At 67.1% G+C, this 25,854-nt stretch carries 20 protein-coding genes and 1 riboswitch; of the genes, 4 read left to right on the forward strand and 16 right to left on the reverse strand.

Annotation, left to right across the window (positions count from 1 at the left end; translation table 11 throughout):
* Positions 1–3 precede the first annotated feature (3 nt).
* A complete protein-coding gene (locus AC5P5V_RS09965) occupies positions 4–3,213 on the forward strand; it encodes an efflux RND transporter permease subunit (RefSeq protein ID WP_134969023.1) in 3,210 nt (1,069 codons plus the stop codon).
* 130 nt (positions 3,214–3,343) lie between these two features.
* Here AC5P5V_RS09965 and AC5P5V_RS09970 read toward each other — a convergent pair whose 3' ends face one another.
* From AC5P5V_RS09970 to AC5P5V_RS10010, 9 genes are all read right to left on the reverse strand, one after another.
* Positions 3,344–5,119, reverse strand: a complete 1,776-nt coding sequence (locus AC5P5V_RS09970) for a DUF885 domain-containing protein (protein ID WP_181357908.1) — start codon at positions 5,117–5,119, stop codon at positions 3,344–3,346.
* A 260-nt stretch (positions 5,120–5,379) separates the two neighbouring features.
* Positions 5,380–5,727, reverse strand: a complete 348-nt coding sequence (locus AC5P5V_RS09975) for a lipid-A-disaccharide synthase N-terminal domain-containing protein (protein ID WP_049415940.1) — start codon at positions 5,725–5,727, stop codon at positions 5,380–5,382.
* Positions 5,727–6,449: a glycosyltransferase family 2 protein gene (locus AC5P5V_RS09980; RefSeq protein ID WP_049415938.1), complete on the reverse strand. Its 723-nt coding sequence runs from the start codon at positions 6,447–6,449 to the stop codon at positions 5,727–5,729. Before AC5P5V_RS09980 ends, AC5P5V_RS09975 begins: the two co-directional genes overlap by 1 nt.
* Before the next feature lie 90 nt (positions 6,450–6,539).
* A complete protein-coding gene (locus AC5P5V_RS09985) occupies positions 6,540–7,505 on the reverse strand; it encodes an NAD-dependent epimerase/dehydratase family protein (RefSeq protein ID WP_061480450.1) in 966 nt (321 codons plus the stop codon).
* Between the two features lie 45 nt (positions 7,506–7,550).
* A complete protein-coding gene (locus tag AC5P5V_RS09990) occupies positions 7,551–8,285 on the reverse strand; it encodes a suppressor of fused domain protein (protein ID WP_134969022.1) in 735 nt (244 codons plus the stop codon).
* A gap of 121 nt (positions 8,286–8,406) precedes the next feature.
* Positions 8,407–9,330 carry a ParB/RepB/Spo0J family partition protein gene (locus AC5P5V_RS09995; protein WP_049415931.1) on the reverse strand — a complete coding sequence of 308 codons (924 nt, stop codon included), beginning with the start codon at positions 9,328–9,330 and terminating at the stop codon, positions 8,407–8,409.
* Complete coding sequence (locus tag AC5P5V_RS10000; protein ID WP_005420387.1) at positions 9,330–10,127, reverse strand: ParA family protein; 798 nt, start codon at positions 10,125–10,127, stop codon at positions 9,330–9,332. Before AC5P5V_RS10000 ends, AC5P5V_RS09995 begins: the two co-directional genes overlap by 1 nt.
* Positions 10,128–10,239: 112 nt before the next feature.
* Positions 10,240–10,878, reverse strand: coding sequence for a 16S rRNA (guanine(527)-N(7))-methyltransferase RsmG (gene rsmG / locus AC5P5V_RS10005; RefSeq protein ID WP_049436024.1), 639 nt, complete (start codon positions 10,876–10,878; stop codon positions 10,240–10,242).
* Positions 10,879–10,917: 39 nt separating this feature from the next.
* Positions 10,918–11,517: a 4'-phosphopantetheinyl transferase family protein gene (locus AC5P5V_RS10010; protein WP_061480448.1), complete on the reverse strand. Its 600-nt coding sequence runs from the start codon at positions 11,515–11,517 to the stop codon at positions 10,918–10,920.
* Positions 11,518–11,601: 84 nt separating this feature from the next.
* Between AC5P5V_RS10010 and AC5P5V_RS10015 the strand changes: the two genes are divergently transcribed.
* Positions 11,602–11,853 carry a GlsB/YeaQ/YmgE family stress response membrane protein gene (locus AC5P5V_RS10015; RefSeq protein WP_005411656.1) on the forward strand — a complete coding sequence of 84 codons (252 nt, stop codon included), beginning with the start codon at positions 11,602–11,604 and terminating at the stop codon, positions 11,851–11,853.
* Between the two features lie 81 nt (positions 11,854–11,934).
* Here AC5P5V_RS10015 and xth read toward each other — a convergent pair whose 3' ends face one another.
* From xth to AC5P5V_RS10035, 4 genes are all read right to left on the reverse strand, one after another.
* Positions 11,935–12,702 (reverse strand): exodeoxyribonuclease III, encoded by a 768-nt coding sequence (gene xth / locus AC5P5V_RS10020; protein ID WP_134968357.1) that lies wholly within the window; start codon positions 12,700–12,702, stop codon positions 11,935–11,937.
* 169 nt (positions 12,703–12,871) lie between these two features.
* The gene (locus AC5P5V_RS10025; RefSeq protein ID WP_134968356.1) at positions 12,872–14,281 is read right to left on the reverse strand and encodes a coniferyl aldehyde dehydrogenase; all 1,410 of its coding nucleotides are present in this window, start codon (positions 14,279–14,281) and stop codon (positions 12,872–12,874) included.
* Between the two features lie 260 nt (positions 14,282–14,541).
* On the reverse strand, positions 14,542–16,203 hold the full coding sequence (locus AC5P5V_RS10030) for an MFS transporter (RefSeq protein ID WP_061480445.1): 1,662 nt from the start codon (positions 16,201–16,203) through the stop codon (positions 14,542–14,544).
* Between the two features lie 127 nt (positions 16,204–16,330).
* Positions 16,331–17,758 carry a DcaP family trimeric outer membrane transporter gene (locus AC5P5V_RS10035; protein ID WP_061480444.1) on the reverse strand — a complete coding sequence of 476 codons (1,428 nt, stop codon included), beginning with the start codon at positions 17,756–17,758 and terminating at the stop codon, positions 16,331–16,333.
* A 245-nt stretch (positions 17,759–18,003) separates the two neighbouring features.
* On the opposite strand from AC5P5V_RS10035, the gene acs reads away from it, so the two are divergent.
* Together acs and AC5P5V_RS10045 are read left to right on the forward strand one after the other, a co-directional pair.
* Positions 18,004–19,947 (forward strand): acetate--CoA ligase, encoded by a 1,944-nt coding sequence (gene acs / locus AC5P5V_RS10040; protein WP_134968355.1) that lies wholly within the window; start codon positions 18,004–18,006, stop codon positions 19,945–19,947.
* A gap of 80 nt (positions 19,948–20,027) precedes the next feature.
* Positions 20,028–20,693, forward strand: coding sequence for a response regulator transcription factor (locus AC5P5V_RS10045; RefSeq protein ID WP_005420420.1), 666 nt, complete (start codon positions 20,028–20,030; stop codon positions 20,691–20,693).
* Between the two features lie 102 nt (positions 20,694–20,795).
* Here AC5P5V_RS10045 and AC5P5V_RS10050 read toward each other — a convergent pair whose 3' ends face one another.
* The 3 genes from AC5P5V_RS10050 to AC5P5V_RS10060 form a co-directional block, all read right to left on the reverse strand.
* Positions 20,796–21,251, reverse strand: a complete 456-nt coding sequence (locus tag AC5P5V_RS10050; RefSeq protein WP_061480442.1) for an REP-associated tyrosine transposase — start codon at positions 21,249–21,251, stop codon at positions 20,796–20,798.
* 147 nt (positions 21,252–21,398) lie between these two features.
* Positions 21,399–21,974, reverse strand: a complete 576-nt coding sequence (locus tag AC5P5V_RS10055) for a manganese efflux pump MntP (RefSeq protein ID WP_053498787.1) — start codon at positions 21,972–21,974, stop codon at positions 21,399–21,401.
* Between the two features lie 89 nt (positions 21,975–22,063).
* A riboswitch (yybP-ykoY riboswitch) is annotated at positions 22,064–22,153 on the reverse strand.
* 238 nt (positions 22,154–22,391) lie between these two features.
* Positions 22,392–25,850 carry a hybrid sensor histidine kinase/response regulator gene (locus tag AC5P5V_RS10060; RefSeq protein WP_134968354.1) on the reverse strand — a complete coding sequence of 1,153 codons (3,459 nt, stop codon included), beginning with the start codon at positions 25,848–25,850 and terminating at the stop codon, positions 22,392–22,394.
* Positions 25,851–25,854: the final 4 nt, after the last annotated feature.

The raw sequence follows: 25,854 nt of genomic DNA on the forward strand, positions 1-25,854 counted from the left end.
ACCATGTTCAAGCTGATCATTGAAACAGCGGTGCGCCACCGCTGGCTGGTGGTGTTCATGGCCGCGCTGATCGCCGCCGTGGGCCTGTTCCAGCTCGGCAAGCTGCCGATCGACGCGGTGCCGGACATCACCAATCGCCAGGTACAGATCAACACGGTGGCCCCGGCGCTGACCCCGGAGCAGATCGAACGGCAGGTGACCTATCCGCTGGAAACCGCGCTGGCCGGCATTCCCGGCCTGACCACCACGCGTTCGCTGTCGCGCAATGGCTTCTCGCAGGTCACTGCGATCTTCACCGATGCCACCGACATCTACTTCGCCCGCCAGCAGGTGGCCGAACGCATGCGCGAGGCATCGGAGGACCTGCCCGATGGTGCGTCGCCGATGCTGTCGCCGGTCACCACCGGCCTCGGCGAGGTGCTGATGTGGACGGTGGACTTCACCGCGTTCGATCCGGCCAAACTGGCCAAGCCCGATGAAGCGGGCTGGCAGGCCGGCGAGGTCTACCGCACGCCGGAAGGCAACCTGCTGCGTACACCCGAAGAACGTGCGACCTACCTGCGCACCGTGCAGGACTGGATCATCGCGCCGCAGATGCGCTCCAGCCCGGGGCTGGCCGGGGTCGATACGGTCGGCGGCTACGTCAAGGAATACGGCGTGCATCCTGACAGCGCCAAACTGGCCGCGCATGGCCTCGGCCTGGCCGACCTGGTCACTGCCCTGCAGCGTTCCAACGTGCAGGCCGGCGCCGGCTTCGTGCAGCGTGCCGGCGAAGGCCTGGTGGTGCGTGCCGATGGCCTGGCGCTGACCACCGAGGATCTTGCACAGGCGCCGGTGGCCACCCGCAATGGCGTGGTGGTACGCGTGGCCGATGTGGCCACCGTGGAGCTGAGCCGCGCGCCGCGCCTGGGTGCAGCCAGCCGCAACGGCCACGAGGCTGTGCTGGGCACCGCGCTGATGATTGCCGGTGGCAACAGCCGCACCGTGGCGCAGGCCGCGGCCGCGCGTCTGGAACAGGTGAACACGTCGCTGCCGGCCGACATCGTGGCCGCACCGGTGCTGGACCGCAGTGTGCTGGTCAATTCCACCATCAAGACCGTGGCCAGGAACCTCACCGAGGGCGCGCTGCTGGTGGTGGTGGTGCTGTTCCTGCTGCTGGGCAACCTGCGCGCGGCCACCATCACCGCGCTGGTGATTCCGCTGTCGTTCCTGTTCGCGGTGATCGGCATGAACCGCTTCGGCATCAGCGGCAACCTGATGAGCCTGGGTGCGCTGGACTTCGGCATCCTGGTGGACGGTGCGGTGATCGTGGTCGAGTCGACACTGCTGATGCTGGGCCAGCGCCGTGCCGAACTGGGCCGTGCGCTGACCGCGATGGAACGCCTGCGCGTGGCCGCCGATTCGGCGCTGAAGATGGCGCGCCCGGCGGCGTTCGGCCAGCTGATCATCCTGCTGGTGTTCGCGCCGATCCTCACCCTGGAAGGTGTGGAGGGCAAGACGTTCCACCCGATGGCGGCGACCTTCATGCTGGCTCTGGTCGGTGCCTTCCTGTTCTCCTTCACTTTCGTGCCGGCGATGACGGCGCTGCTTGTGCGCGAGCCGAAGCTGAAGGACGGCGATGCACATGCGGACGACGGCGAGCACGAGACCAGGCTGATACGCGTGCTGCGTGCGCGCATCGAGCCGGTGATCCGCAAGGCCGTGGCGCATCCGCGCACGGTAGTGGCCAGTGCGGTGATGATGATGGTGGTGGGCATCGGCTCGTTCTCGCTGCTGGGCCGCGAGTTCATGCCGACGCTGGACGAAGGCAACGTGGCGATGCAGGCGTTGCGCGTGCCGTCGACGTCGCTGGAGCAGTCACTGGCCATGCAACTGGCGTTGGAAAAGGTGATTGCCACGCAGCCGGAAGTGGAAACCCTGTTCTCGCGTACCGGTACCGCCGAGGCGGCGATCGATCCGATGCCGACCAACATTTCCGACAGCGTGATCGTGCTGAAGCCGCGCAAGGACTGGCCCGATCCGAAGTTGGCCAAGGACGCGCTGGTGGCCCGTTTCGAAAAGCTGGCTGGGCAGCAGCTGGGCAACAGTTTCGAGTTCAGCCAGCCGATCGAACTGCGCTTCAACGAGCTGATTTCCGGCGTGCGTACCGACCTGGCCGTAATGATCTTTGGCGATGACTTCGGCCAGCTGCAGAAGGTGGCCGACCAGGTGGCGTTGAAGCTGCGTGCGGTGAACGGCGCCGCCGACGTGCGGGTGGAGCAGATCTCCGGCCTGCCCACGCTGAACGTGGCGATCGATCATGTGGCGGCGGCGCAGTACGGGCTGACTGCGGCGGATGTGAGTGATGCACTTTCCACCGGCATCGGCGGTACCGCGGCCGGCAAGATCTTCGAAGGCGACCGCCGCTTCAACGTGGTGGTGCGCCTGGACGATGCCTCGCGCAACGATCCGGACCAGCTGGCCTCGCTGCCGATCGCCACGCCGTCGGGGTTGGTGATTCCGCTGTCGTCGGTTGCGCGCATCACGGTCAGCGAAGGGCCGAACCAGATCAGCCGCAACAACGGCAGCCGCCGCGTGGTGGTGCAGGCCAACGTGCGTGGCCGTGACCTGGGCGGCTTCGTCGGCGAAGCGCAGGCCGCGGTGGCCGACGTGGCACTGCCGCCAGGTGCCTACCTGACCTGGGGTGGCCAGTTCGAGAACCTGCAGCGCGCGGAAAAGCGGCTGGCGACGGTGGTACCGGTAGTGTTCCTGCTGATCGGCAGCCTGCTGTTCATGGCCCTGCGCAGCGGCAAGGAAGCCATTCTGGTGTTCAGCTGCGTGCCGTTGGCGCTGGTCGGCGGCATCCTCGCACTGCTGCTGCGGGGCATGCCGTTCTCGGTGTCGGCGGCGGTCGGCTTCATCGCCGTCTCCGGCGTAGCCACGTTGAACGGCCTGGTGCTGATGCAGGCGATCCGCGAACGCCTGGACGCCGGCGACCTGCCGTTGCAGGCGGCGATCAACGGTGCGTCAAGCCGCATCCGAGCGGTGCTGACCACCGCGCTGGTGGCGATCGTCGGCTTCATTCCGATGGCGATCGCCAGCGGTTCCGGTGCGGAGGTGCAGAAGCCGCTGGCGACGGTCGTGATCGGTGGCCTGATCACCGCCACCGTGCTGACCCTGCTGGTGCTGCCGACGTTTGCGGCACGCGTGGCCAAGCCGCGGGCGGTAGGCTGAGGTGAGAGGGGGTCGGAGCCCCGCCCTTCGGGCGGGGCTCCGACCCGATCGCATCACGCTCGCCGGGCATGGCCCGGCGCTACCACCGCGCATTCTGGTAGCGCCGGGCCATGCCCGGCGACGCGTCGGGTCAGGCCTTCTTGCGCTCGGCGATGTAGGCCTGGATCTGCTGTTCCAGCACCGGCAGCGGCACCGAGCCCTGCTTCAGCAGGGTGTCGTGGAAGCCCTTGATGTCGAACTTGTCGCCCAGTTCCTTCTCGGCCTGCGCACGCAGGCGCACGATGGCGATCTCGCCCAGCTTGTAGCTCAGCGCCTGGCCCGGCCAGGAAATGTAGCGGTCCACTTCGGTGGTCACTTCATGCTCGCTCAGCGCGGTGTGGTCACGCAGGTAGGCCAGCGCCTGCTCGCGGGTCCAGCCCTTGCTGTGCACGCCGGTGTCGATCACCAGGCGCGCGGCGCGCCACATCTCGTAGGTCAGGCGGCCGAAGTCCTCATACGGGGTTTCGTAGATGCCCATCTCCACGCCCAGCTTCTCGCAGTACAGCGCCCAGCCTTCGCCATAGGCGGAGATGTAGGCGTTGCGGCGGAACTCAGGCAGGTTCTTCTGCTCGGCGGCAATGGCACCCTGCAACGCATGGCCCGGATCGGATTCATGCAGGGTCAGCGCCGGCAGGTTGTACAGCGGGCGCGACGGCAGGTTGTAGGTGTTGAGCCAGTAGGTGCCCATGCCACCGCGACCGGCGGTCCAGAACGGTGCGATGTCCGGCGGCACCGGCACGATGGTGAAGCGCGCGCGCGGCAACGTCATGTACTTGCCCAGCTGGCCATCGGCGCGCTTGGAGATCCACGCGGCGCGCGACAGCAGCTCTTCCGGCGTCTTCGCATAGAACTGCGGATCGGTACGCAGGAAGGTCAGGAACTCGGCGAAGCTGCCCTTGAACTTCACCTGCTTGATGATGGCGTTCATCTCGCCCTGGATGCGTGCGACTTCCTCCAGGCCGATGCGATGGATCTCGTCTGGCGACAGGTCCAGCGTGGTGTACTCGTGGATCTGCTGCCTGTAGTACGCCTTGCCATCGGGCATCGCTTCGGCGGCCAGGGTGGTGCGTGCCTGCGGCACGTACTCGTTGACGAAGAAGGTGCGCAGCTGCTGGAACGCCGGCACCACCTTGCCGCTGATCGCTTCACGCGCCTGCGCCTGCAGCCTGGCCTGTTCGGCGGCCGGGATGCTGTTGGGCAGCTTCTTGAACGGCGCGTACAGCGGCGATTCGGTCGGGTCCTTCAGTTCGGCGACGGTGGCGATGGACACTTCGCGGCCATCCAGCACCGCACGCGGCACGCTGAAGCCGCGCTTCAGGCCGGCTCGCATGTTCTCGGTCTGCTGGCCGAAATAACGCGGCACGTCGTTCAGCCGTGCGATGTAGTTCTGGTAATCCTGCACGGTCTTCATCTCGCGCCGGGCCATGAAGGACAGGTTGGACCAGAACGAGGAATCGGCGTTGAACGGCATTTCGTAGCCGCGCAGGCGCGTCTCTTCGGCCAGGTTGAACACCTGGTCGCGATAGATCGCGTAGTTGACCTGGTTGTCCGGCGACAGGGTCTTCGGGTCGATCTTCTTCAGCGCGGCCAGGGTCTCGTCCCACACCTTCAGGCGTGCCTGCTGCGCGGCCGGGCCGACGTCGGGCATGCGGGTGGCGTTGGCGGGCGCGTCTTCGTCCTCGCTGGCTTCACCACCGCCCTGCTGGCGCCACTTCCATTCCTTCTCGTACAGCGCGCGGAAGGCGGCATCTGCGGGCGATTCGGTGGCCACGCTGGCGGGCGCGGCGGCGGCGGTGGGCGCAGCGGCCAAGGCCACGGTGGGGGCGGACATGGCGAGCAGCAGGGCAACGGCAAGACGGGTTTTCACGAGCACAGGTTCCCGGGAAGGCAGGCTCCGATGATGGCACCGCCCACGGCCCATGGCATGGGACGAAGGTCCTGCTTGCAGCGCAGGCAGGACCGGGAACCGGCCGCAAGTTGGGCCCCCAGCGCCGGAGGCGCGTGGTAGAGCCGACTGGGTAGAGCCGACTGTTAGTCGGCTGCTCTTCCGCCAGACGTAGCAAAGCCCGCGCTCCGCGCGAAAGTCGACTGACAGTCGACTCTACCCATGGCAGGCACCCCGCGCCCTCAGTGGCTGGCCCTGTCGCGCTTCCAGCCGCGGTGCTTGATATCCAGGTGCAGGCTGTACAGGGCGGTGAACGCCGGGAACAGGTTCTGCAGCACGCCCACCGAGTCCTGCTTGGCCGAGAACAGGAAGTAGCTCAGGGTCATCAGGCTGCCGATCACGCTCATGTACCAGAACAGGCGCGGGATGACCGGCTTGCCGGCGCGCTTGGAGGCGATGAACTGGACCAGCCAGCGGCCGCCGAACATCAGTGCGCCGGTGTAGCCGATCAGCTTCCAGCCGGTCACATGCAGGCCGGTCCAGTACAGCCAGGTCAGGGGCTGATCCAGCCAGTGCAGCTCCAGATCCATCAGCGCTCCTCCACCGCGGTGCGCTTGCTTCGGGTGATCAGCCAGGCCACGCCACGCAGGTCGCGGATGCCGACCAGCGCGCGGCCGAGGTTGTTGTACTTGGACACGCCGGCGGTACGGTGGCGGTGGTTGACCGGCACGCTGGTGGTCTTCCAGCCGGCACGCTGCATCAGCGCCGGCAGGTAACGGTGCATGTGGTCGAAGTACGGCAGGTCGAGGAACGCGCTGCGTTCGAACAGCTTGATGCCGCAACCGGTGTCGGGCGTGTCGTCGCGCAGCATGCGCGCACGGATGGCGTTGGCCCACTTGCTGGCCCAGCGCTTGCTGCCGCTGTCCTGGCGGTTGACGCGCCAGCCGGCGAACAGCTTCACCTGCGCGTCGGCGGCGTCGCGTGCGGCGAGCAGCTTGGGAATATCGGCCGGATCGTTCTGGCCATCGCCATCCAGGGTGGCGATCCACGGCGCGCGCGCGTGCTTGACGCCGGTGCGCACCGCCGTGCTCTGCCCGCTCTGGTTCACATGGTGCAGCACGCGCAGTTCCGGGGTGGTTGCCTTCAATCCCTGCAGCACCGCCAGGGTGTCATCGCGCGAGTGATCGTCGATGTAGACGATCTCGAACGGCAGCCGGCCACGCAGCGCAGCGGTGATTTCGGCGACCAGCGGGGCAACATTGTCGCGCTCGTTGAACACCGGGACGACAACGGAAAGCTCGGGTTGGCTCATAAGGCACTCGGCCAAAGGGGGGACAAAGACCGCGCATTCTCCGAAACCGAGGTTATCCGAAGATGAACCCGGCGGCGTGAGGATCCGTCCTCAGGCGCGATCGCCAAAATACTCGCGGCACCACTGCACCACAGGCGGCAGGCCTTGTTCGATCGGGGTCACCGCATCGAAGCCGAAAGCGTCATGTGCGCGCCGGGTATCGGCCATCGTGCGCACCATGTCGCCGGGCTGCATGGGCTTGTAGACCTTCTGCGCGGGGCGGCCGGCGGCCTGCTCGATCACGCTGATGAAGCGCTCCAGCTCGACCGGCGTATGGTTGCCGAGGTTGAACACCCGGTGCGGCACCGGACCGTCGGCCGGATGCGCGAGGGCGCCGAGGATACCGGAGACGATGTCGGAGACATGTGTGAAATCGCGCTGCATGCGGCCTTCGTTGAACACGTCGATCGGCCGCCCGGCCAGCACCGCGCGCGAGAACAGCAGCGGTGCCATGTCCGGCCGGCCCCACGGGCCGTACACGGTGAAGAAGCGCAGGCCGGTGGCATGCAGGCCGTACAGCTGCGCGTAGGTGTAGGCCATCAGCTCGTTGGCCGCCTTGGTCGCCGCATACAGCGAGCGCGGCTGGTCCACGCGCTGGTCTTCGGAGAACGGCGGCGTGGCCGAATCGCCGTAGACCGAACTGCTGGAGGCGTACACCAGGTGCTGCACGCCACGGTGGCGGCACAGCTCGAGCATGTTGACGAAGCCGACCAGGTTGCTGTCGACGTAGGCATGGGGGTTTTCCAGCGAATAGCGCACGCCGGCCTGCGCGGCCAGGTGGATCACCGCGGTCGGCTGCACCTCGTCGAACAGCGCGGCCAAGCCCTGCTGGTCGGTCAGGTCCAGCGTGCGCAGGTCCAGCGCCGGACACAGCGCGGCCACGCGGTCACGCTTGATCTGCGGGTCGTAGTAATCGTTGAAGTTGTCCAGGCCGACCACGGCCTGGCCGGCCTCCAGCAGCGCGCGGGCGGTGTAGGCACCGATGAAGCCGGCAGCGCCGGTGAGCAGGATGGTCATGGCAGGGGCCTGGAAACGAAGTTCAGGCCCCTGATGTTACCGATCTCAGAACAAACCGAAACGCTTCTTCGCCACGTTGGTGCGGCCGGGTTCGATTACATCCTGGATCTTCTTCGCGTCGAAGCGGTCGAGCAGGGCGTCGGCGCCCTTCTTCAGCTTCAGGTCCATCTCTTCGGGGTACAGCGGAACCAGGCTCATGAAGCTGATGGTATTGCCATCCTCCAGCTCCAGCGTGGCGAAGTCCTCCGGGGCGGTCACCGGCGGCAGCACGATGGCACCGTCGAAACCCACGCCCGGCGCATAGGGCTCGCTGGGATGGCCGTTGGGAATGGTGTGGCCGAAGCCCAGCCAGGTGTCGTACTCGTGCGGCAGCCGCGCCATGCCCTTCAGCAGGCGCACCGGCCAGTAATTGCGCTCGTCCTCGAAGGCGTCCTGGGAGATGGGCCAGTCGGCCGGCAGGGTCACCATCAGTTCCATGTGGCGCGGCACGTCCGCGTCCACCTCGGCGGGCACGGTCATCGGCAGGTCGCTCATGCCGGAGGTGACCAGGCGCAGGTACGGGCAGTGGTCATTGGCCGGCACCACGTGCACGTCGATGTGCACCAGGTCGGAGATGATTTCATGGAAGACACCGGACACCGGGCCCAGGTGGCGTTCGATGTGGGCGCTGATCGCCTCGATGTGCCGTTCTTCGCCGATGGCGAGCACAAAGTCCTTCTCACGGCGATGTACCAGTATCTGGGTGCCGTCCGGGCTGACGTCCTCGTAGTCGTTGCTCATGTCCTGCTCCCTGGATGAGGCCACGGCGGGGAGGTCAGTGCATTCCCGGTGCGCGTGGCGGTGCGTTCCCTGTCATTCGCGGGGCGGCAGGAACAGGCCGCCCCCCGACGCGGCGCCGGGCTCAGCCCTGGCGCGTGCGCAGTTTTTCCAGCACGCCGTCCAGGGTGTCCAGGTCGGTGTAGTGGATGATCAGCTTGCCCTTGCCGCCACGGCCGTGGCTGATCGCCACCTTGGCGCCGAGCGCTTCGGACAGCTCGGTTTCCAGCGAGGCGATGTCGGCCTGCTGCACCTTCGGCGTGGCCACCGGACGGCTGCTCGGCACCTTGCCGGCGGCGAAGGCCTGCGCGCGCCGCTCGACCTCGCGCACCGACCAGCCTTCGTCGGCCGCTTCCTGGGCCAGCTTGCCGGCCAGTTCGGGGGCCAGGGTCAGCAGCGCACGGGCATGCCCCATTTCCAGGCGGCGGGTTTCCAGCAGCAGGCGGATCGCCACCGGCAGTTCCAGCAGGCGCAGCAGGTTGGACACCGCCGCGCGCGAGCGGCCGACGGCCTCGGCGGCCTCGGCATGGGTGAGGGTGAACTCGCTGATCAGGCGCTGCAGCGCTTCGGCTTCCTCCAGCGGGTTGAGGTCTTCGCGCTGGATGTTCTCGATCAGCGCCATCGCGATGACGGTGCGGTCTTCCAGCTCGCGCACCACCACCGGCACTTCGTCCAGCCCGGCCAGCTGCGATGCGCGCCAGCGGCGTTCACCGGCGACGATTTCGTAGTTGCCCGCCGGCAGCTGGCGCACCAGGATCGGCTGGATCACGCCCTGCGACTTGATCGAGTCGGCCAGCTCGGACAGCTTGCCCTCGTCCATCTCGCGGCGCGGCTGGTACTTGCCCGGCTGCAGCTGGCCGACCGGCAACTTGCGCAGCACTTCCCCCGGCAGCGGCTCGATCACCGCCGTGGTGGCCTGCACCTGGCTGACCGCCCCCTTCGGGCCCAGCAGCGCGTCCAGGCCACGGCCGAGGCCTCGCTTCTTGGCTGCCGGCTTGCTGCTGGTCATCAGACGGTCTCCACGGCCTTGGTGGCCTTGTTGCGTTCGTTGTTGCGGCGGATGATCTCGCCGGCCAGGCCCAGGTAGGCCACGCCACCGCGCGAGGCGCGGTCGTAGCCGACGATGCTCTGGCCATGGCTGGGTGCCTCGGCCAGGCGCACGTTGCGCGGCACGATGGTGCGGAACACGCGATCGCCGAAGTGCTCGGTGAGCTCGGCCGACACCGCGTTGGCCAGGTTGTTGCGCACGTCGAACATGGTGCGCAGCACGCCTTCGATCTCCAGCGCCGGATTGAGGTTGGCACGCAGCGCTTCGATGGTTTCCACCAGCGCGCTCAGGCCTTCCAGGGCGTAGTACTCGCACTGCATCGGCACGATCACCGAATCGGCGGCGGCCAGCGCGTTGAGCGTCAGCAGCGACAGCGCCGGCGGGCAGTCGATCAGGATGTAGTCGTACTCGTCGCGGATCGGTGCCAGCGCGCGCTTCAGCCGCTGCTCGCGCTCGCTCTGCGCCATCAGCTGGATCTCGGCGGCGGTCAGGTCGATGTTGCCGGGCAGCAGGTCGTAGCCTTCGGCGGTCTGCACGCGTACATCGGCGGCGCTGGACTCGCCCAGCAGCAGATCGTAGGTGGAAGCGGCCAGCTCACGCTTGTCCACGCCACTGCCCATGGTCGCGTTGCCCTGCGAATCCAGGTCGACCAGCAGCACGCGCTTGGGTGCGTTGGCCAGGGAAGCGGCCAGGTTGACGGCGGTCGTGGTCTTGCCGACGCCACCCTTCTGGTTGGCGATGGCGATGATGCGGGCCATGCGGGTGTGCCTCGTCGACGTGTGCTGGGACCGGTCATTATGCGTACAACCGGCCCCTTGCGGAAATCGTGGATCGCCAACCCGTTGTTGCACAAGGGGCTGGCGGCGGGAATCAAGGGCCTGTAACAGTGACCAGGTGGCGTTCGCCGGCCAGGCCGGGCACGCTCAGCGGGGTCACCTCGCGCACCTGCCAGCCCGCCGGCAGGTCCGCGATCTCCTCATGCGGGTAGACGCCCTTCATGGCCAGCAGCACGCCCCCCGGCCGCAGCAGGTGGCCACCGACGCGGACGATGCCGGCGAGGGTATCCATGGCACGGGCGGTCAGCTGGTCGTAGCGGCCGGCCTCGTCCAGCGCCTCGGCGCGCGATTCGGCCACGCGGGCATTGTCCAGGCCGAGCTGGCGCACGGCCTCGCGCATGAAGCGCGCCTTCTTGCCGTTGCTCTCGACCAGGGTCACCTGCAGGCCCGGGCAGGCGATCGCCAGCGGGATGCCGGGCAGCCCGGGCCCGGTGCCGAGGTCGGCCAGGCTGCCATCGGCCACGAACGGCTGCATCGCCAGCGAGTCGAGCAGGTGGCGGGTGACCATCTCCTGCGGGTCGCGGATGGCGGTGAGGTTGTAGGTGCCGTTCCAGCGGTGCAGCAGGGCCAGGTAGCGCAGCAGCGGCGGCGCCAGCGCGGCATCCAGGCCCATGCTGGCCAGGCCCTGTTCCAGCGTGGCAGCCACGCTGGCGGGAAGTGGGTGTTCGCTCATGCCGGCATTATCGCCGGTTTTGCGCGCTGATTCCCCGCCTCAGTGCGGATACCAGGCCAACGCCGCCCGGAACTGACCGGTGGCCTGCCATTCGTGCAGGTGCCAGCGCGCGGCCTCGCCCAGTTCCGGGTCGCACCAGCGCAGGTGCAGGGCGCCATCGGCCCCCGGCGCCAGCTGCAGACGGTGCAGGCCGAACGAGATACCCTGGCCGTGCGCCTTCAGCATCGCTTCCTTGGCGCACCACACGCGGAAGAACCAGTGTTCGCGGTCGGCCTGGTCCAGGCTTTCCAGCCACGCCACCTCCTCCGGGTGGAAGAAGCGCTGCACGATCTCCAGCAGGCGGGCGCGCGGCCGCAGCAGTTCCAGGTCCACGCCCAGCCGCACGCCTTCGCCCAGCGCCACCAGCAGCACCTCACCGCTGTGGCTCCAGCCGGTGCCGTAGTGGGCCAATGCGCCGCTCAGCTCCGGCCGGCCCTTGTCATCGCGGACCAGCGGCAGCGTCTCCGGATCGGCCCCGAGGGCCTGCGCCAGCACCTGGCGTGCCTGCGGTTCGCCGCGATGGCCGGGCACGTGCGGGCGCCGCCAGACCGTCACCGGACCGAAGCGCCACGGGCCATCTAGGGTGGCTGGTAGGCTCATCCGCACGCGCCCATCACGCAATTCCACGACGGGTTCACGGCCGTGCGCGTCAACTGGTCACAGTTCCCCACCGGAGGTTCGATCATGGGCATCATCATCTGGCTGATCGTCGGCGGCATCGTAGGCTGGCTGGCCAGCATCATCATGAAGCGCGATGCCCAGCAGGGCATCATCCTCAACATCGTGGTCGGCATCGTCGGCGCGCTGATTTCCGGCTGGCTGTTCGGCGGTGGCATCAACGAAGCGATCACCATCCGCACCTTCCTGTTCTCGCTGATCGGTGCGGTGATCCTGCTGGCGATCGTCAACCTGTTCACCCGCAAGAGCATACGGTGATCTGGGGGGTAGCGCCGGGCCATGCCCGGCGTCACCCTGCCGCCGCTGCGCTCGCCGGGCATGGCCCGGCGCTACCTCAACTCAACCCAACTGTACCCACGCCGGCGCATGGTCGCTCGGGCGTTCCCAGGTGCGCGGCTCGCGGTCGATGCCCGAAGCCACCGCACCGCTCTTCAACGCATCGGAGACCAGGGTCAGGTCGATGCGCAGGCCCAGGTTGCGACGGAAGCCGGCGGCGCGGTAATCCCACCAGCTGAAGGTGCCCGCCTCGTCGTTGTGCAGGCGGAAGCCATCGTGCAGCCCCAGCTGCAGCAGCTTGTTGAGCGCGCCGCGCTCGGCGGTGGAAGTGAGGATGTGGTTGTCGTTCCACACCTCCGGGTCGTGCACGTCGCGTGCGTCCGGGGCGATGTTGAAATCGCCCATCACGATCAGCTTCGGGTGCCGCTGCAGTTCTCCGGCGATCCAGGCATGCACCGCCTCAAGCCAGCGCAACTTGTACTCGTACTTGTCGGTGCCGATGTCCTGGCCGTTGACCACATACAGGTTGATCACCCGCAGGTCGCCGAAGGTACCGGCGATGACACGCTTCTGCTCGTCCTCGAAGCCGGGAATGCCGATCTGCACGTCCTGCGCCGGTTCACGCGACAGCAGCGCCACGCCGTTGTAGGTCTTCTGGCCGGCGAACACGCTGCGGTAGCCCGCCGCGATCAGCGCAGAGTCGGGGAACTTGTGGTCCTCCAGCTTGGTTTCCTGGATACCGACGATGTCCGGGCCGAACGCCTTGAGCCACTGCTCCAGGTGCGGCAGGCGGACATTGAGCGAATTGACGTTCCACGAGGCGATTTTCATGCGGGCATTCTACCCGGGTGGCCGGGATGGGGGCGGCCCGGATTCCCGTGTAGAGCCGAGCCCACGCTCGGCTGCATTGATCGGGCACCCAGCCAGGAGCAGCCGAGCGTGGGCTCGGCTCTACAGAAGAATCGGGCCCTGATTCAGTAGTGCCACGCCCTGCCTGGGTTCACCGCAGCAGCAGCTTCAACAACCCCGCAATCTTCGAATACGGCGGCCGCAGCCGGTCGCTGGCCGCCCAGCGCGACTGCCACAGCACCGGCAGGCGCTTGCTCATCGCATCGAAACCCGCCCGCCCGTGGTAGGCACCCATGCCGCTTGCCCCAACCCCGCCAAACGGCAGCCCATCAGCGGCGAAGTGCAGCAGTGTGTCATTCACCGTCACCCCACCGGCCACCACCTGGCCGAGGATGCGCTCCACCGTCGCCGTGTCGTGGCTGAAGGGATACAGCGCCAGCGGCCGGTCACGGGACAGCACGTCGGCCAGCGCCGCCTCCAGATCCGGGTAGGCCCGCACCGGCAGGATCGGGCCGAAGATCTCCTCGCGCATCAGGTCCAGGTCGTCCGGCGGGTCCAGCACCACGGTCGGCACCAGCAGGCGCTCGCGGTCGGCGCGCGCAGGATCCACCTGCGCCAGCGGAATCACCGGCACGCCGCGTTCGCGCGCTTGCACCAGGTAGCGCTGCAGGCGCTGGTACTGCCCCTCGTTGATGATGCGCGTGTAGTCGTCGGCATTGCTGAAGTCGCCATAGCGTTCGCGCACCTGCTGCTGCAGCGCCTGTACGAACTCGCGCTGGCGCACGGTATCGATCAGCACGTAATCCGGCGCGATGCAGGTCTGGCCCGCGTTGAACCACTTGCCGGTGGCCAGCCGCGCGGCGGCTTTGTCCAGCGGGAAATCGCGGCAGACGATCGCCGGCGACTTGCCGCCCAGTTCCAGCGTGACCGGCACCAGATGCTCGGCGGCGGCGGCCATCACCTTACGGCCAACGGCCGTCGAGCCGGTGAACAGCAGATGGTCCAGCGGCAGCGAGGACACCGCCGCAGCCACGTCCGCCCCACCCTGCACCACCGCCACGCGCTCGGGCGGGAACACGCTGGCCAGCAGATCGGCCAGGAACGCGCTGGTGCGCGGCGTGTGTTCCGAAGGCTTCAGCAGTACATGGTTGCCAGCGGCAATCGCGGTAGCCAGCGGCACCAGCGCCAACGTAACCGGGTAGTTCCAGGGCGAGATCACCCCGACCACGCCCAGCGGCGTCGGCCGCAGCTGCGCACGCGCCGGCCACAGCTTCCATCCCGCCGATGCCCGCTGCGGCTTCGACCATCGCCGCAGGTGGCGGCGCAGGTGGTCGATGGCCGACAGCACGCTCATGCCGTCGGCCAGCTTCGATTCGGTGTGGGCGCGGTGGCCGAAGTCCTCGGCGATGGCCTGGGCCATTTCGTCCAGGCGTGGCTTCAACGCCTCGCGCAGGCGACGCAGGTCGGCTTCGCGCTGGTCCAGCGAAGGGCGCTGGGCCTGCCAGGTACTGCGCAGGGTGTGCAGGAGAGCGGGAAGGTCGGCTGGGGCGGCGGTCGTCATGGGCCGACTATACGGGGTGCTGCACGTTTGGATGGGGTCAGATCCCTTTCGCGCGCGAAAGGGATCTGACCCCGGGCGCGAGAGGGCCTGCGGCTTCGGATGCCTGTCAACCGCGATGGCGGCATTGAGTTCTGCCTTTTCGCGTCTGCGGAGTTTTGTGCCGCGCGTTGCGCGTTCGCCGAGCATGGCTCGGCGCTACAGGGAAACGAAAAGGCCGTGGTCTGCACCACGGCCTCTCCTTTATCCGATGAACATCATTCTTACTTGGTGATATCCACGTCCTTGGTCTCGCGCAGGAACAGGCCGCCGATCACCACCGACATCAGTGCGATCGCAATCGGGTACCACAGGCCGTAGTACAGGTTGCCGGTACCGGCCACCAGCGCGAACGAGATGGCCGGCAGGAAGCCACCGAACCAGCCGTTGCCGATGTGGTACGGCAGCGACATCGAGGTGTAGCGGATGCGGGTCGGGAACAGTTCGACCAGGTAGGCGGCGATCGGGCCGTAGACCATGGTCACGTACAGCACCAGCAGCCACAGCATGAAGATGGTGCCGGCGATGTTGATGCGCGCACCATCGGCCTTGGCCGGGTAGCCGGCAGAGGTCAGCGCGGTCTTCAGCTCCGCGCCGAACGCATCGGCCTTGGCCTTGCCTTCTTCCTTGGTCAAGCCAGCGGCCTCATACGAGGTGACGCTGGCACTGCCCACGTTCACCACCGCCAGCGAACCGGCGGCGGCGGGCTGCACGTCGTACGGCACACCGGCCTTGGTCAGCGCGGCGGTGGCCACGTCGCAGGAGCTGGTGAACTTGCGCAGGCCGACTGGATCGAACTGGAACGAGCAGGTGGCCGGATCGGCGACGACCAGGGCCGGCGAGCTGCTGCGCGCTTCTTCGATGGCCGGGTTGGCGAAGTGGGTCAGGCCCTTGAAGATCGGGATGTAGGTGATGGCCGCCAGCAGGCAGCCGGCCAGGATGATCTTCTTGCGGCCGATGCGGTCGGACAGCCAGCCGAAGAAGATGAAGAACGGCGTGCCCAGTGCCAGCGCAGCGGCGATCAGCAGGTAGGAGGTGGTGGCATCGACCTTCAGCATGCTGCTGAGGAAGAACAGCGCGTAGAACTGGCCGCCGTACCAGACCACGGCCTGGCCCGCCGCCGCACCGAGCAGGACCAGCAGCATCAGCTTCAGGTTGCCGCCCTTCAGGCTGTCGCGGAACGGGGTCTTGGAGCCCTTGCCTTCAGCCTTCATCTGCTGGAACAGCGGCGATTCGCTCAGCTGCAGGCGAATCCATACCGAAATGCCCAGCAGCAGGATCGAGACCAGGAACGGGATGCGCCAGCCCCAGGCCTCGAAGGCCTCGTTGCCCAGCGTCATGCGGCAGGCCAGGATGATCAGCAGCGACAGGAACAGGCCCAGCGTGGCGGTGCACTGGATGAAGCTGGTGTACAGGCCGCGCTTGTCGTCCGGCGCGTGCTCGGCCACGTAGGTGGCGGCACCGCCGTACTCGCCGCCCATCGCCAGGCCCTGGGCCAGACGCAGGATGATCAGGATCACCGGAGCGGCGAAACCGATCGAAGCGTAGTTGGGCAGCACGCCGACCAGGAAGGTCGAGATGCCCATGATCAGGATGGTGACCAGGAAGGTGTACTTGCGGCCGATGCGGTCGCCGAGGCTGCCGAAGAAGGCCGCGCCGAACGGACGCACGAAGAAGCCGGCGGCGAACGCCAGCAGGGCGAAGATCATGCCCGTGGTTTCATTGACGCCACTGAAGAACTGCTTGGCGATGATGGCCGCGAGCGAGCCGTACAGGAAGAAGTCATACCACTCGAACACCGTGCCGAGGCTCGATGCGAAGATGACCTTCTTGTGGCCCTTGGTCAGGGTGCCCGCTTTATGTGCGGTGCTGGGTGTACTGGACATGGGACGCTTCCCCTCCGAAGCAATCGTTGTTGGTGGGTGCCGACCGTTGGTCGGCACTCAATTCGGTAGATGCCGACCTTGGCCGGCACCCCATCTCGGTAGGTGCCGGCCGCTGGCCGGCACGCTCCTAGAAGCTGTACTTCGTAGTGAACTGCAACCGGGTGATGTCACCCTTGTTGCCGTTCTCCACTTCGCGACGGCCATACATCAGCTCGGCGCCGATATCGACCTTGGGCAGCGGTGAATAGAAAATGTTGCCGCGGACGCTCTGCACGCTCTTGGTCACCAGCGGGCCGAGGATGCTGTCGTTGTCGTAGTCGCTGCGCGCGTAGATCAGGTTGGTGCGCAGCTTCGGCGAGAACGCATGCCGCCAGCCGACATAGCCGGCCAGCACGCCGGTCGGGTTGAGCTCATCACGGGCCACGTCGTAGGCGCTGTCGGCAGTGATGCCCAGGCCGATGTAGCGGGCGATGCCTTCGCCGCCGGTCAACTGGTAATGCAGCGAATCGCTGTCACCCATCACCCACTTGCCGCCCAGGGTCAGGCCGCCGGCCACCTTGTCGGCCTTCGCGCCGGTCGCCTGGTTGTCGACCTTCAGCTGACGGACGATGCCGCCGACGCCGAAGGTGCCCCAGTCGCCCTTCCAGCCATAGCGCAGGGTCAGGTCGGGCAGGCTGCCACGGTCGGAGTTGGCGCTGGCGTTGGTCCAGGCACCGGTGACCGGGTTGCGGGTGCCGGTGAGGGTGGTGGTTTCCGGGTTTTCCAGTGCGACGCTGAAGCCGCCCTGGGTGTAGCGCACCTGCGCCTGGCGCACGAAGATCACGCCGTCGGTGGGGCCGACGAAGTCGACCGCTTCCGGCAGTGCGGCCGCGTCCATGAAGTTGGACCAGGTCTGGCCGGCCAGCCAGTTGTTCCAGTACATGTAGGCGTGGCGCAGGGTCACGCCGTAGGTATTGGTGGCGGTCTGGTTGCCCAGCGAGTTGCCGAAGAAGTCCATCTCGAAGAACGCACCGGCCTTGTTGCCCGATTCGCTGACGTTGTCGATGCCCAGGTTGAAGCGCGAGAACTTGGCGTGGGCGTTGAAATCGGTGCCCGAGCGCTTGCCGCTGCCGCCGGCGCCTTCCACCGGGGTCTGGCCCGGCAGATACAGCGAACGGCCGGTGGCGTCGTCGGCCAGCTGGCCATCGCTGGTCTGGGTGGCCAGGAAGTCGGCCTTGATGAAGCCGCCGATCTTGACCGTGGTGCCCGGTGCCGCGCCCGGGGTGAGGGTGGTGACCTGGATCGGCTGCTTGCCGGCCGGCACCTGTGCGACCGGCTTCTGCCCGGCCTGCACCGTGCGCACTTCGGTCACCGCCTGCTGGGTCTGGCTGATCTGGGTCTGTTGTTGTTGCTGCGAAGACAACAGCAGCTGGACCTGGCGTTCCAGTTCGGCAACGCGTGCTTCCAGTGCCTTCTCTTTGGCGGTCTCTGCGAACGCCATGCCCGGTGCGACCAGGGCGACCAGCATGCAGGCCGCCAAAGGTGTGCGCACGGCTTTCAACGTACGGTGGCTCATGTTGCCCTCTCTCCCAAGTGGCAAGGTGATGCCGCGCGTGGGGCACGGTCGAGCCGAGACTGCGGGGCGATTATGTATAGCGGCTATTCGCCATTGGTCGAACCCGGCCCTGCAGGGCGCTCACTTTCGACCATGGTCTAACCAGGGTGGTGACGCGGCCGGGGGTGGATGGGGCAAACTGAGGGGGATCGGTCGCCGCGATGCTGCGACCGCACATACAAAGTCAACGTGCAAGTGAGGGTGCCATGGCTGATATCTACCCCGTCGATCCGCAGTTCGCCGCCAAGGCACGCATCGACAAGAAGACCTATGAACAGCAGTACCAGGCGTCGGTGGCCGATCCGGATGGATTCTGGGGCAAGGCCGCCGAGCGCCTGCAATGGATGCGCAAGCCGACGAAGATCAAGAACGTCAGCTATGACCTGTCCGACTTCCACATCAAGTGGTTCGAGGATGGCGAGCTCAATGCCAGCGTGAACTGCCTGGATCGCCAGCTCGAGACGCGCGGCGACAAGACCGCCCTGCTGTTCGAGCCGGACGGCCCGGATGCACCCGCCCAGCACGTGACCTATCGCGAGCTGTACGAGCGCACCTGCCGCCTCGGCAATGCGCTGCGCAACCTCGGGGTCAAGAAGGGCGACCGCGTCACCATCTACCTGCCGATGATCGTCGACGCCGCCGTGGCCATGCTGGCCTGCGCGCGCATCGGTGCGATCCACTCGGTGGTGTTCGGTGGCTTCGCGCCGAACTCGATCGCCGACCGCGTCAGCGACTGCCAGAGCAAGCTGATCATTACCGCCGACGAAGGCCTGCGTGGTGGCCGCAGGATTCCGCTGAAGGCCAACGTCGATGCCGCGCTGAAGCTGCCGGGCACGAACACGGTTGAAACCGTGCTGGTGGTGCGCCACACCGGCGGCGCGGTGGACATGCAGGCCCCGCGCGACCGCTGGTTCCACGACGTGGTGGACAGCCAGCCGTCCACCTGCGAACCGGAACGCATGAACGCGGAAGACCCGTTGTTCATCCTCTACACCTCCGGTTCCACCGGCAAGCCGAAGGGTGTGCTGCACACCACCGGCGGTTACCTGCTGTATGCGGCCTACACCCATGAAGCGGTGTTCGACCTGCGCGAGGACGACATCTACTGGTGCACCGCCGACGTCGGCTGGGTCACCGGCCACAGCTACATCGTGTACGGCCCGCTGGCCAACGGCGCGACCTCGCTGATGTTCGAAGGCGTGCCGAACTACCCGGACACCTCGCGCTTCTGGAATGTCATCGACAAGCACAAGGTGACCATCTTCTACACCGCCCCGACCGCCATCCGTGCACTGATGCGCGAGGGCGAGGAGCCGGTGAAGAAGACCTCGCGCGCGTCGCTGCGCCTGCTCGGCAGCGTCGGCGAGCCGATCAACCCGGAAGCCTGGCGCTGGTACTACGAGGTGGTCGGCGACAGCCGCTGCCCGATCGTCGATACCTGGTGGCAGACCGAGACCGGCGGCATCCTGATCTCGCCGCTGGCCGGCGCGATGGACCTCAAGCCGGGTTCGGCCACCCTGCCCTTCTTCGGCGTGCAGCCGGCGCTGGTCAATGCCGATGGCGAGATCCAGAACGGCCCGACCGAGGGCAACCTGATCATCCGTGATTCCTGGCCGGGCCAGATGCGCACGGTGTACGGCGACCACCAGCGCTTCATCGATACCTATTTCCGCACCTACCCGGGCAGCTACTTCACCGGTGACGGGTGCCGCCGCGACGAAGACGGCTATTACTGGATCACCGGCCGCGTTGACGACGTGATCAATGTGTCCGGCCACCGCATCGGCACCGCCGAAGTGGAAAGCGCGCTGGTCTCGCACCCGAAGGTGGCCGAAGCGGCCGTGGTCGGCTTCCCGCACGACGTGAAGGGCCAGGGCATCTACGCCTACGTCACCCTGGTGGCCGAAGAGGCGCCGAGCGATGAGCTGCACAAGGAACTGATCGCCTGGGTGCGCAAGGAGATCGGCCCGATCGCCACACCGGACCACCTGCAGTGGGCGCCGGGCCTGCCGAAGACCCGCTCGGGCAAGATCATGCGCCGCATCCTGCGCAAGATCGCCGAAAACGCACCGGACCAGCTCGGCGACACCTCGACCCTGGCCGATCCATCGGTGGTGGCATCGCTGGTGGACGAGCGCAAGGTGCGATGACGTACGACCCGGGGTCGGATCCCTTTCCTCAAGGAAAGGGCTCTGACCCCATCTGCTTTCCCCCACGGTTCCCCCCGACCATGACCACCCTCCTGATTGCCGATGACCACCCGCTGTTCCGCGAAGCCCTGCGCGGCGCCGTGCAGCGGGTCATCCCGGGCGTGCAGCTGTTCGAGGCCGACAGCGTGGAAGCGCTGTACGCGCTGGCCGACCAGCACAACGACGCCGACCTGGTCCTGATGGATCTCAACATGCCCGGTGCGCAGGGCTTCAACGCACTGGTGCACATGCGCTCACTGCACCCCCAGCTGCCAGTGGTGGTGGTGTCCGCGCGCGAAGAGGCCACGGTGATGCGCCGCGCGCTCGACCACGGTGCGCTGGGCTTCATCCCGAAGTCTGCGGATTCGGACACCATCGGCCATGCGCTGGGCACCATCCTCGATGGCGAGACCTGGGCACCGCCGGAAGCGCACAACGTACCGCCCACCGGCAGCGAAGAACGCGAAGTCGGCCAGCGCCTGCGCGAGCTGACCCCGCAGCAGTTCCGCGTGCTGCAGATGCTCGGCGCCGGCCGCTTGAACAAGCAGATCGCCTACGACCTCAACGTCTCCGAAGCGACGATCAAGGCCCACGTCACCGCCATCCTGCGCAAGCTGGGCGTGACCAACCGCACCCAGGCCGTACTGATGGCCGGCAAGCTGGCCATCGACGACGACGCCATCGTGCTGCCGCCGGAAGAAGACTGATTGTGACCGACTATGGAGCCGAGCATGGGCTCGGCTCTACAGACGTCATGATGCCCCTGTAGAGCCGAGCCCATGCTCGGCTGCTCTTTGCCTCAATACCAATCACTCCTCAAGCGGCCATCGACTCCACACATAGGGGTATTCCCCGATGCGCGTGGCCAGCCCAGCACGCACTGGATTGGCCGCGATGTACATCGCCTGCGTGCGCAGGCACTCATCGCCGCGCAGCGCATGATCGTAGTATCCCGGCTGCCAGATCGGCGCGTTGGCCTCAGCGCGCCTGCCGATGGAACGCCCGCTCCGTGATTTGAGGATCTGCATGCAGCCGGCAAGCGTGCCGGTACGGAGTTCGAACAGCCAATGCAGATGATCCGGCATGACCACCCAGGCGAGGGAGGAGGTGCGCCCCGTCCGCTCTACGGTCCGCAGGGCTTCGATCAGCAGATCGACGTTGGCCTTGTCACTGAACCAGGGACGACGCGCATGCGTCACCGTGGTAAGTGCATAGACATTGCCGGTATGCGACCAACGACCATAACGGAGTGCGGGACTGGCCATGCGAAGAGGCTATGGCACGCATGCCAGTCTCTCCATCAGTGCAACACCGCAATGCTTGTCAGCCAACACTCTGATGTAGAGCCGAGCCCATGCTCGGCTGCCATGCAAAGCAGCCGAGCGTGGGCTCGGCTCTACAGGTTTCCCTGCTCACCCCACGCCGTGCAGGTGTTCGTACAGGATCGTCGCGCCGATGATCACCAGGATCACGCCGCCGATGATCTCGGCACGCTTGCCGACCATGCTGCCCAGCACGCGGCCGAGCATGATGCCGACGGTCACCATGGTCAGCGTGCACAGACCGATGACCGCGGCCATCACGCCGATATGCACGTCCATGAAGGCCAGGCCGATGCCCACGGCCATTGCGTCGATGCTGGTGGCGAAACCGGTCAGCGCCAGCTTCCAGAAGCCGTGGTGCTGCGAAGGGTCTTCATCATCTTCGCCACTGTCCGGGCGCAGGCCGTTGTAGATCATGTGGATGCCCAGCGCGCCGAGCAGGCCGAAGGCGATCCAGTGGTCGAAAGCTTCCACGTACTGCAGGGCGGCACGGCCGAGCAGCCAGCCGATGATGGGCGTGATTGCCTCGATGACACCGAAGATGATGCCGGCGCGCAGCGCGTCACGGAACACCGGTTTGCGCATGGCGGCACCCTTGCCGATCGCGGCTGCGAAGGCATCGGTGGACATGGCAAAGCCGATCAAGAGGATCGAGATGGGGGACATTGGCGACTGCTGAAGGTCGGGCTAGGACGGACGCACGGCCGGCGCTCGCGCCCAACCTGACGTTGCGCGCGCGGGCCGCTGGTCTCGCCAACCATCATGGTTGTCCACGCCACGGCGCACTGGCCGAGTATGTTGACGTGGACGATTCCTGCGAAGGAATCCGGCTACTCCCCAAGGGGACGCGAAGCTTAGCATCGCGATCCACGCGTGGCGCATTTCCATCGAAACGCGCAGGCAGGGCTGGTTTGTATAGCGATGGCTATATCAGCACGTCGCTGCGCGCGGGCTCGGCTCTACAGAGGGCCCACGCAACTGGATTTTTGTAGAGCCGAGCCAATGCTCGGCTGCTGTTCGGCCGGGCCACGGAACACCATGCCCCGCGCAGCAGCCGAGTGCGGACTCGGCTCTACATCGCCATCAGGCATCGCTTTTGCCGGCATCGCGCAGCGCGCCGAGGAAGGCGCGCAGCGAGGCCGGCTTGATCGGCTTGGTCAGCACGCGGTAGCCACGCTCGCGTGCCATCCGCTTCAGTTCGTCACGCCCATCGGCGGTCAGCAGCGCACCCGGCAGCGGGTAGCCGGCGGCCTCGCGCAGCGCCACCAGGGCATCAAGGCCATCCATGCGATCGTGCAGGTGGTAGTCCACCAGCATCACCTGCGGACGCTCGGCAATCTTCTCCAGCGCCTGGTCGACGGTGGCGGCGGTGATCACCTGCACCTGCCAACGGCCGAGCAGTGCGCGCATGCCGTCGAGGATTTCCTCGTCGTTGTCCACGCACAGCACCCGCAGGCCCGCCAGCGAATCGCTGCGCACCGGTGTGGCCACGGCCTGGGTCGCCTTGGCAGGCTCGGTGTAGCCGGGCAAGGGCGCAACCCGCGGCAGGATGATCGAGAACATCGAGCCACTGCCAACGCGGCTGCGTGCATTGAGACGATGGTCGAGCAGGCGCGAGATGCGCTGGCAGATCGACAGGCCCAGGCCCAACCCCTGCTCGCCCCAGTCGAACGGCTGCTGGTAGCGGTGGAACTCGTCGAAGATCTGCCGCATGTGGTGTTCGGGAATGCCCGGGCCGGTGTCCCACACCTGCAGTTCCACCTCGTCGCCGCGCTGGCGCACGGCCAGCACGATGCGCCCCTGGCGCGTGTAGCGCAGCGCATTGGCCAGGAAGTTCTGCAGTACGCGGCGCAGCAGGCGGCGATCGCTGCGTACCCAGGCCGCGCGTGCGAACAGATCCAGGCGCAGGCCACGGCCTGCGGCGACCGGCGTGTACTGCGCGGCCAGCTCGCGCATCAACGCACTCACATCGAACTCGCCGATCACCGGGTGCAGGCCACCGGCATCCAGCCGCGACACGTCCAGCAGGCCATCAAGCAGTTCTTCGGCTGCGCGCAGCGACGCGTCCACGCGTTCGGCCAGATGCTTTTGTTCGTCGCTCACGTGATCGCTGTCGCGCAGCGCGGACGCAAACAGGCGCGCCGCATTCAACGGCTGCAGCACGTCATGGCTGATCGCCGCCAGGAAACGGGTCTTCGACTGCTGCGCGACCTCGGCCTCATGCGAGCGCTCGGCCACGCGCTGTTCCAGCGTCTCGTTGGCTTCAAGCAGCGCCCTTTCAGCGTGCTTGTAGTCGGTGATGTCGTTGTAGCTGGTCACGTAGCCGCCGCCCGGCAGCGCCTGGCCGCGCATCTCGATCACCTTGCCGTCGCTGCGGGTGCGCTCGAACACGTGCGGCGAACCGGCGCGCATGTAACCGATGCGGCGGTTGATCTGCACTTCGATATCGCCCTCGCCCAGCTCGCCGCGCTCGGCGTTGTAGCGGATCAGGTCGGCCACCGGGCGGCCCACGTAGAGCATGCCGTCGGGGTAGCCGAACATGTCCTGGTAGCGGCGGTTCCATGCGGTCAGGCGCATGTCCGGATCGACCACGCTGACCCCGGCGCTGATGTTCTCCAGCGTGGTCGACAGGATCTCGCGGTTGAAGCGCAGTTCCTGCCCGGCTTCGTCCAGTACCGCCACCACTTCACCCAGGTCCATGCCCGAGCCACGCAGCAGGCTGGTCAGCAGCAGGCGTGCGGACGCCGCGCCGATCGACGCGGCCAGCAGGCGTTCGGTGAACTGCACCCACGGGCGGTCTGCAGGCGCGGAGGATTGCAGTTCACGGCCCAGTGACTGCGCCTGCTCGAAGAACGAACGCCGCGCATGACGTTCGCCGACCACGCGCGAGGCCAGCGCCAGCAGGTCGCCCACATGCACGTGGCCGGGCCAGCCGCCGGCCACCGACGGGCGCTCGGCATACGGGTCGAGGAACGGTGCCGCACGCAGGCGCTCGTCGACGCCGGGCCGCCAGCGTGCGGACACCAGCATCATCGTGGCCGCATTGACCAGCAGCGACCAGAACGTGCCGTGGGTCAGCGGATCCCAGCCGGACATGCCGAACAGCTGCTGCGGACGCAGCCACTCGATGCCGAACGGGCCGTGCTGCACCCAGCCGGCGTCGACCCAGCCGGCCATGGTCATCGCCGGCAGCAGCAGGGTGTACAGCCAGGTGGCGAAGCCCAGCAGCATGCCCACTTCGACGCCGCGCCGGCTGGCACCGCGCCAGTACAGGCCGCCGATCAGGCCGGGCGCGAACTGCGCCACCGCTGCGAACGCCATCAGGCCGTACGAGGCCAGCGTGCTGTCGTTGCTGCTGGTGCGGTAGTAGCTGTAGGCCATCAGCGCCAGCAGCAGGATCGCCAGGCGGCGGATCCACAACACGCGCGAGGCGACGTCGGCGGCTTCCTGGTGGTCACCGCTCCGACGCAGCAGCACCGGCATCACCAGATCATTGCTGACCATGGTCGCCAGCGCGATGGACGAGACGATGACCATGCCGGTGGCCGCCGAGAAGCCGCCCACGTAGGCGATCAGCGCCAGCGCATTGCGGCCTTCGGCCAACGGCAGCGCCAGCACCATCGAATCGTCGGCAACGCTGCCGCCGGTGCCGAACAGGGTGACGCCGGCGGTGGCGATCGGCAGCACCATGCCCGAGATCAGCACCAGGTAACCGCCGAACATCCAGCGCGCGCGGCGCACGTCGCGCACATCGCCGCACTCGACCACGGCCACGTGGAACTGGCGCGGTAGGCAGATGATGGCGAGGAAACTGAGCAGGGTCTGCGAGATGAAACCGACCGGCGGCAGGCCGGTGAACAGCGTATGCACCGACTCGACCACCGCGTCGGTGCGGTTGCTCAGCCACAGGTAGGCGAACACGCCCACCGCCAGCATCGCCAGCAGCTTGATCACCGATTCGAAGGCGATCGCCAGCATCATGCCGTGGTGGTGCTCGGTGGCATCGACCTGGCGGGTGCCGAACAGGGTGGCGAACAGCGCCATCAGCAGCGCCACGTACAGCGCCGGGTCGGTGAAGAAGCCGGTGGGGCCGGTGTTGCCGGTCAGCACCTGCAGGCTCATCGCCACCGCTTTGTACTGCAACGCCAGGTACGGAATGATGCCGATCAGCGCGATGATCGCCACCAGCGCCGCCAGCCGCCGCGAGCGACCGAAGCGCGAGGAGATGAAATCGGCGATGGAGACCACGTTCTGGCTGCGTGCGATCAGCGCCAGGCGCTCGATGATGCGCCAGCCGAACAACAGCAGCAGCAGCGGGCCGATGTAGATCGGCAGGTAGCCCACGCCATTGCGCACGGCGGTACCCACCGCGCCGTAGAAGGTCCACGACGAGCAGTACACGGCCAGCGCCAGGCTGTAGACCACCGGCCGCAGCCACGGCCGGTCGGGGTACATCGGCCGACGGTCGCCCCACCACGCCACGCCGAACAGCAGCGCGGCATAGGCAACCGAGACCAGCAGCAGGATCCAGCTGGAGACCACGCGT

It is taken from the genome of Stenotrophomonas sp. YJH_SMC_130 (assembly GCF_059369035.1).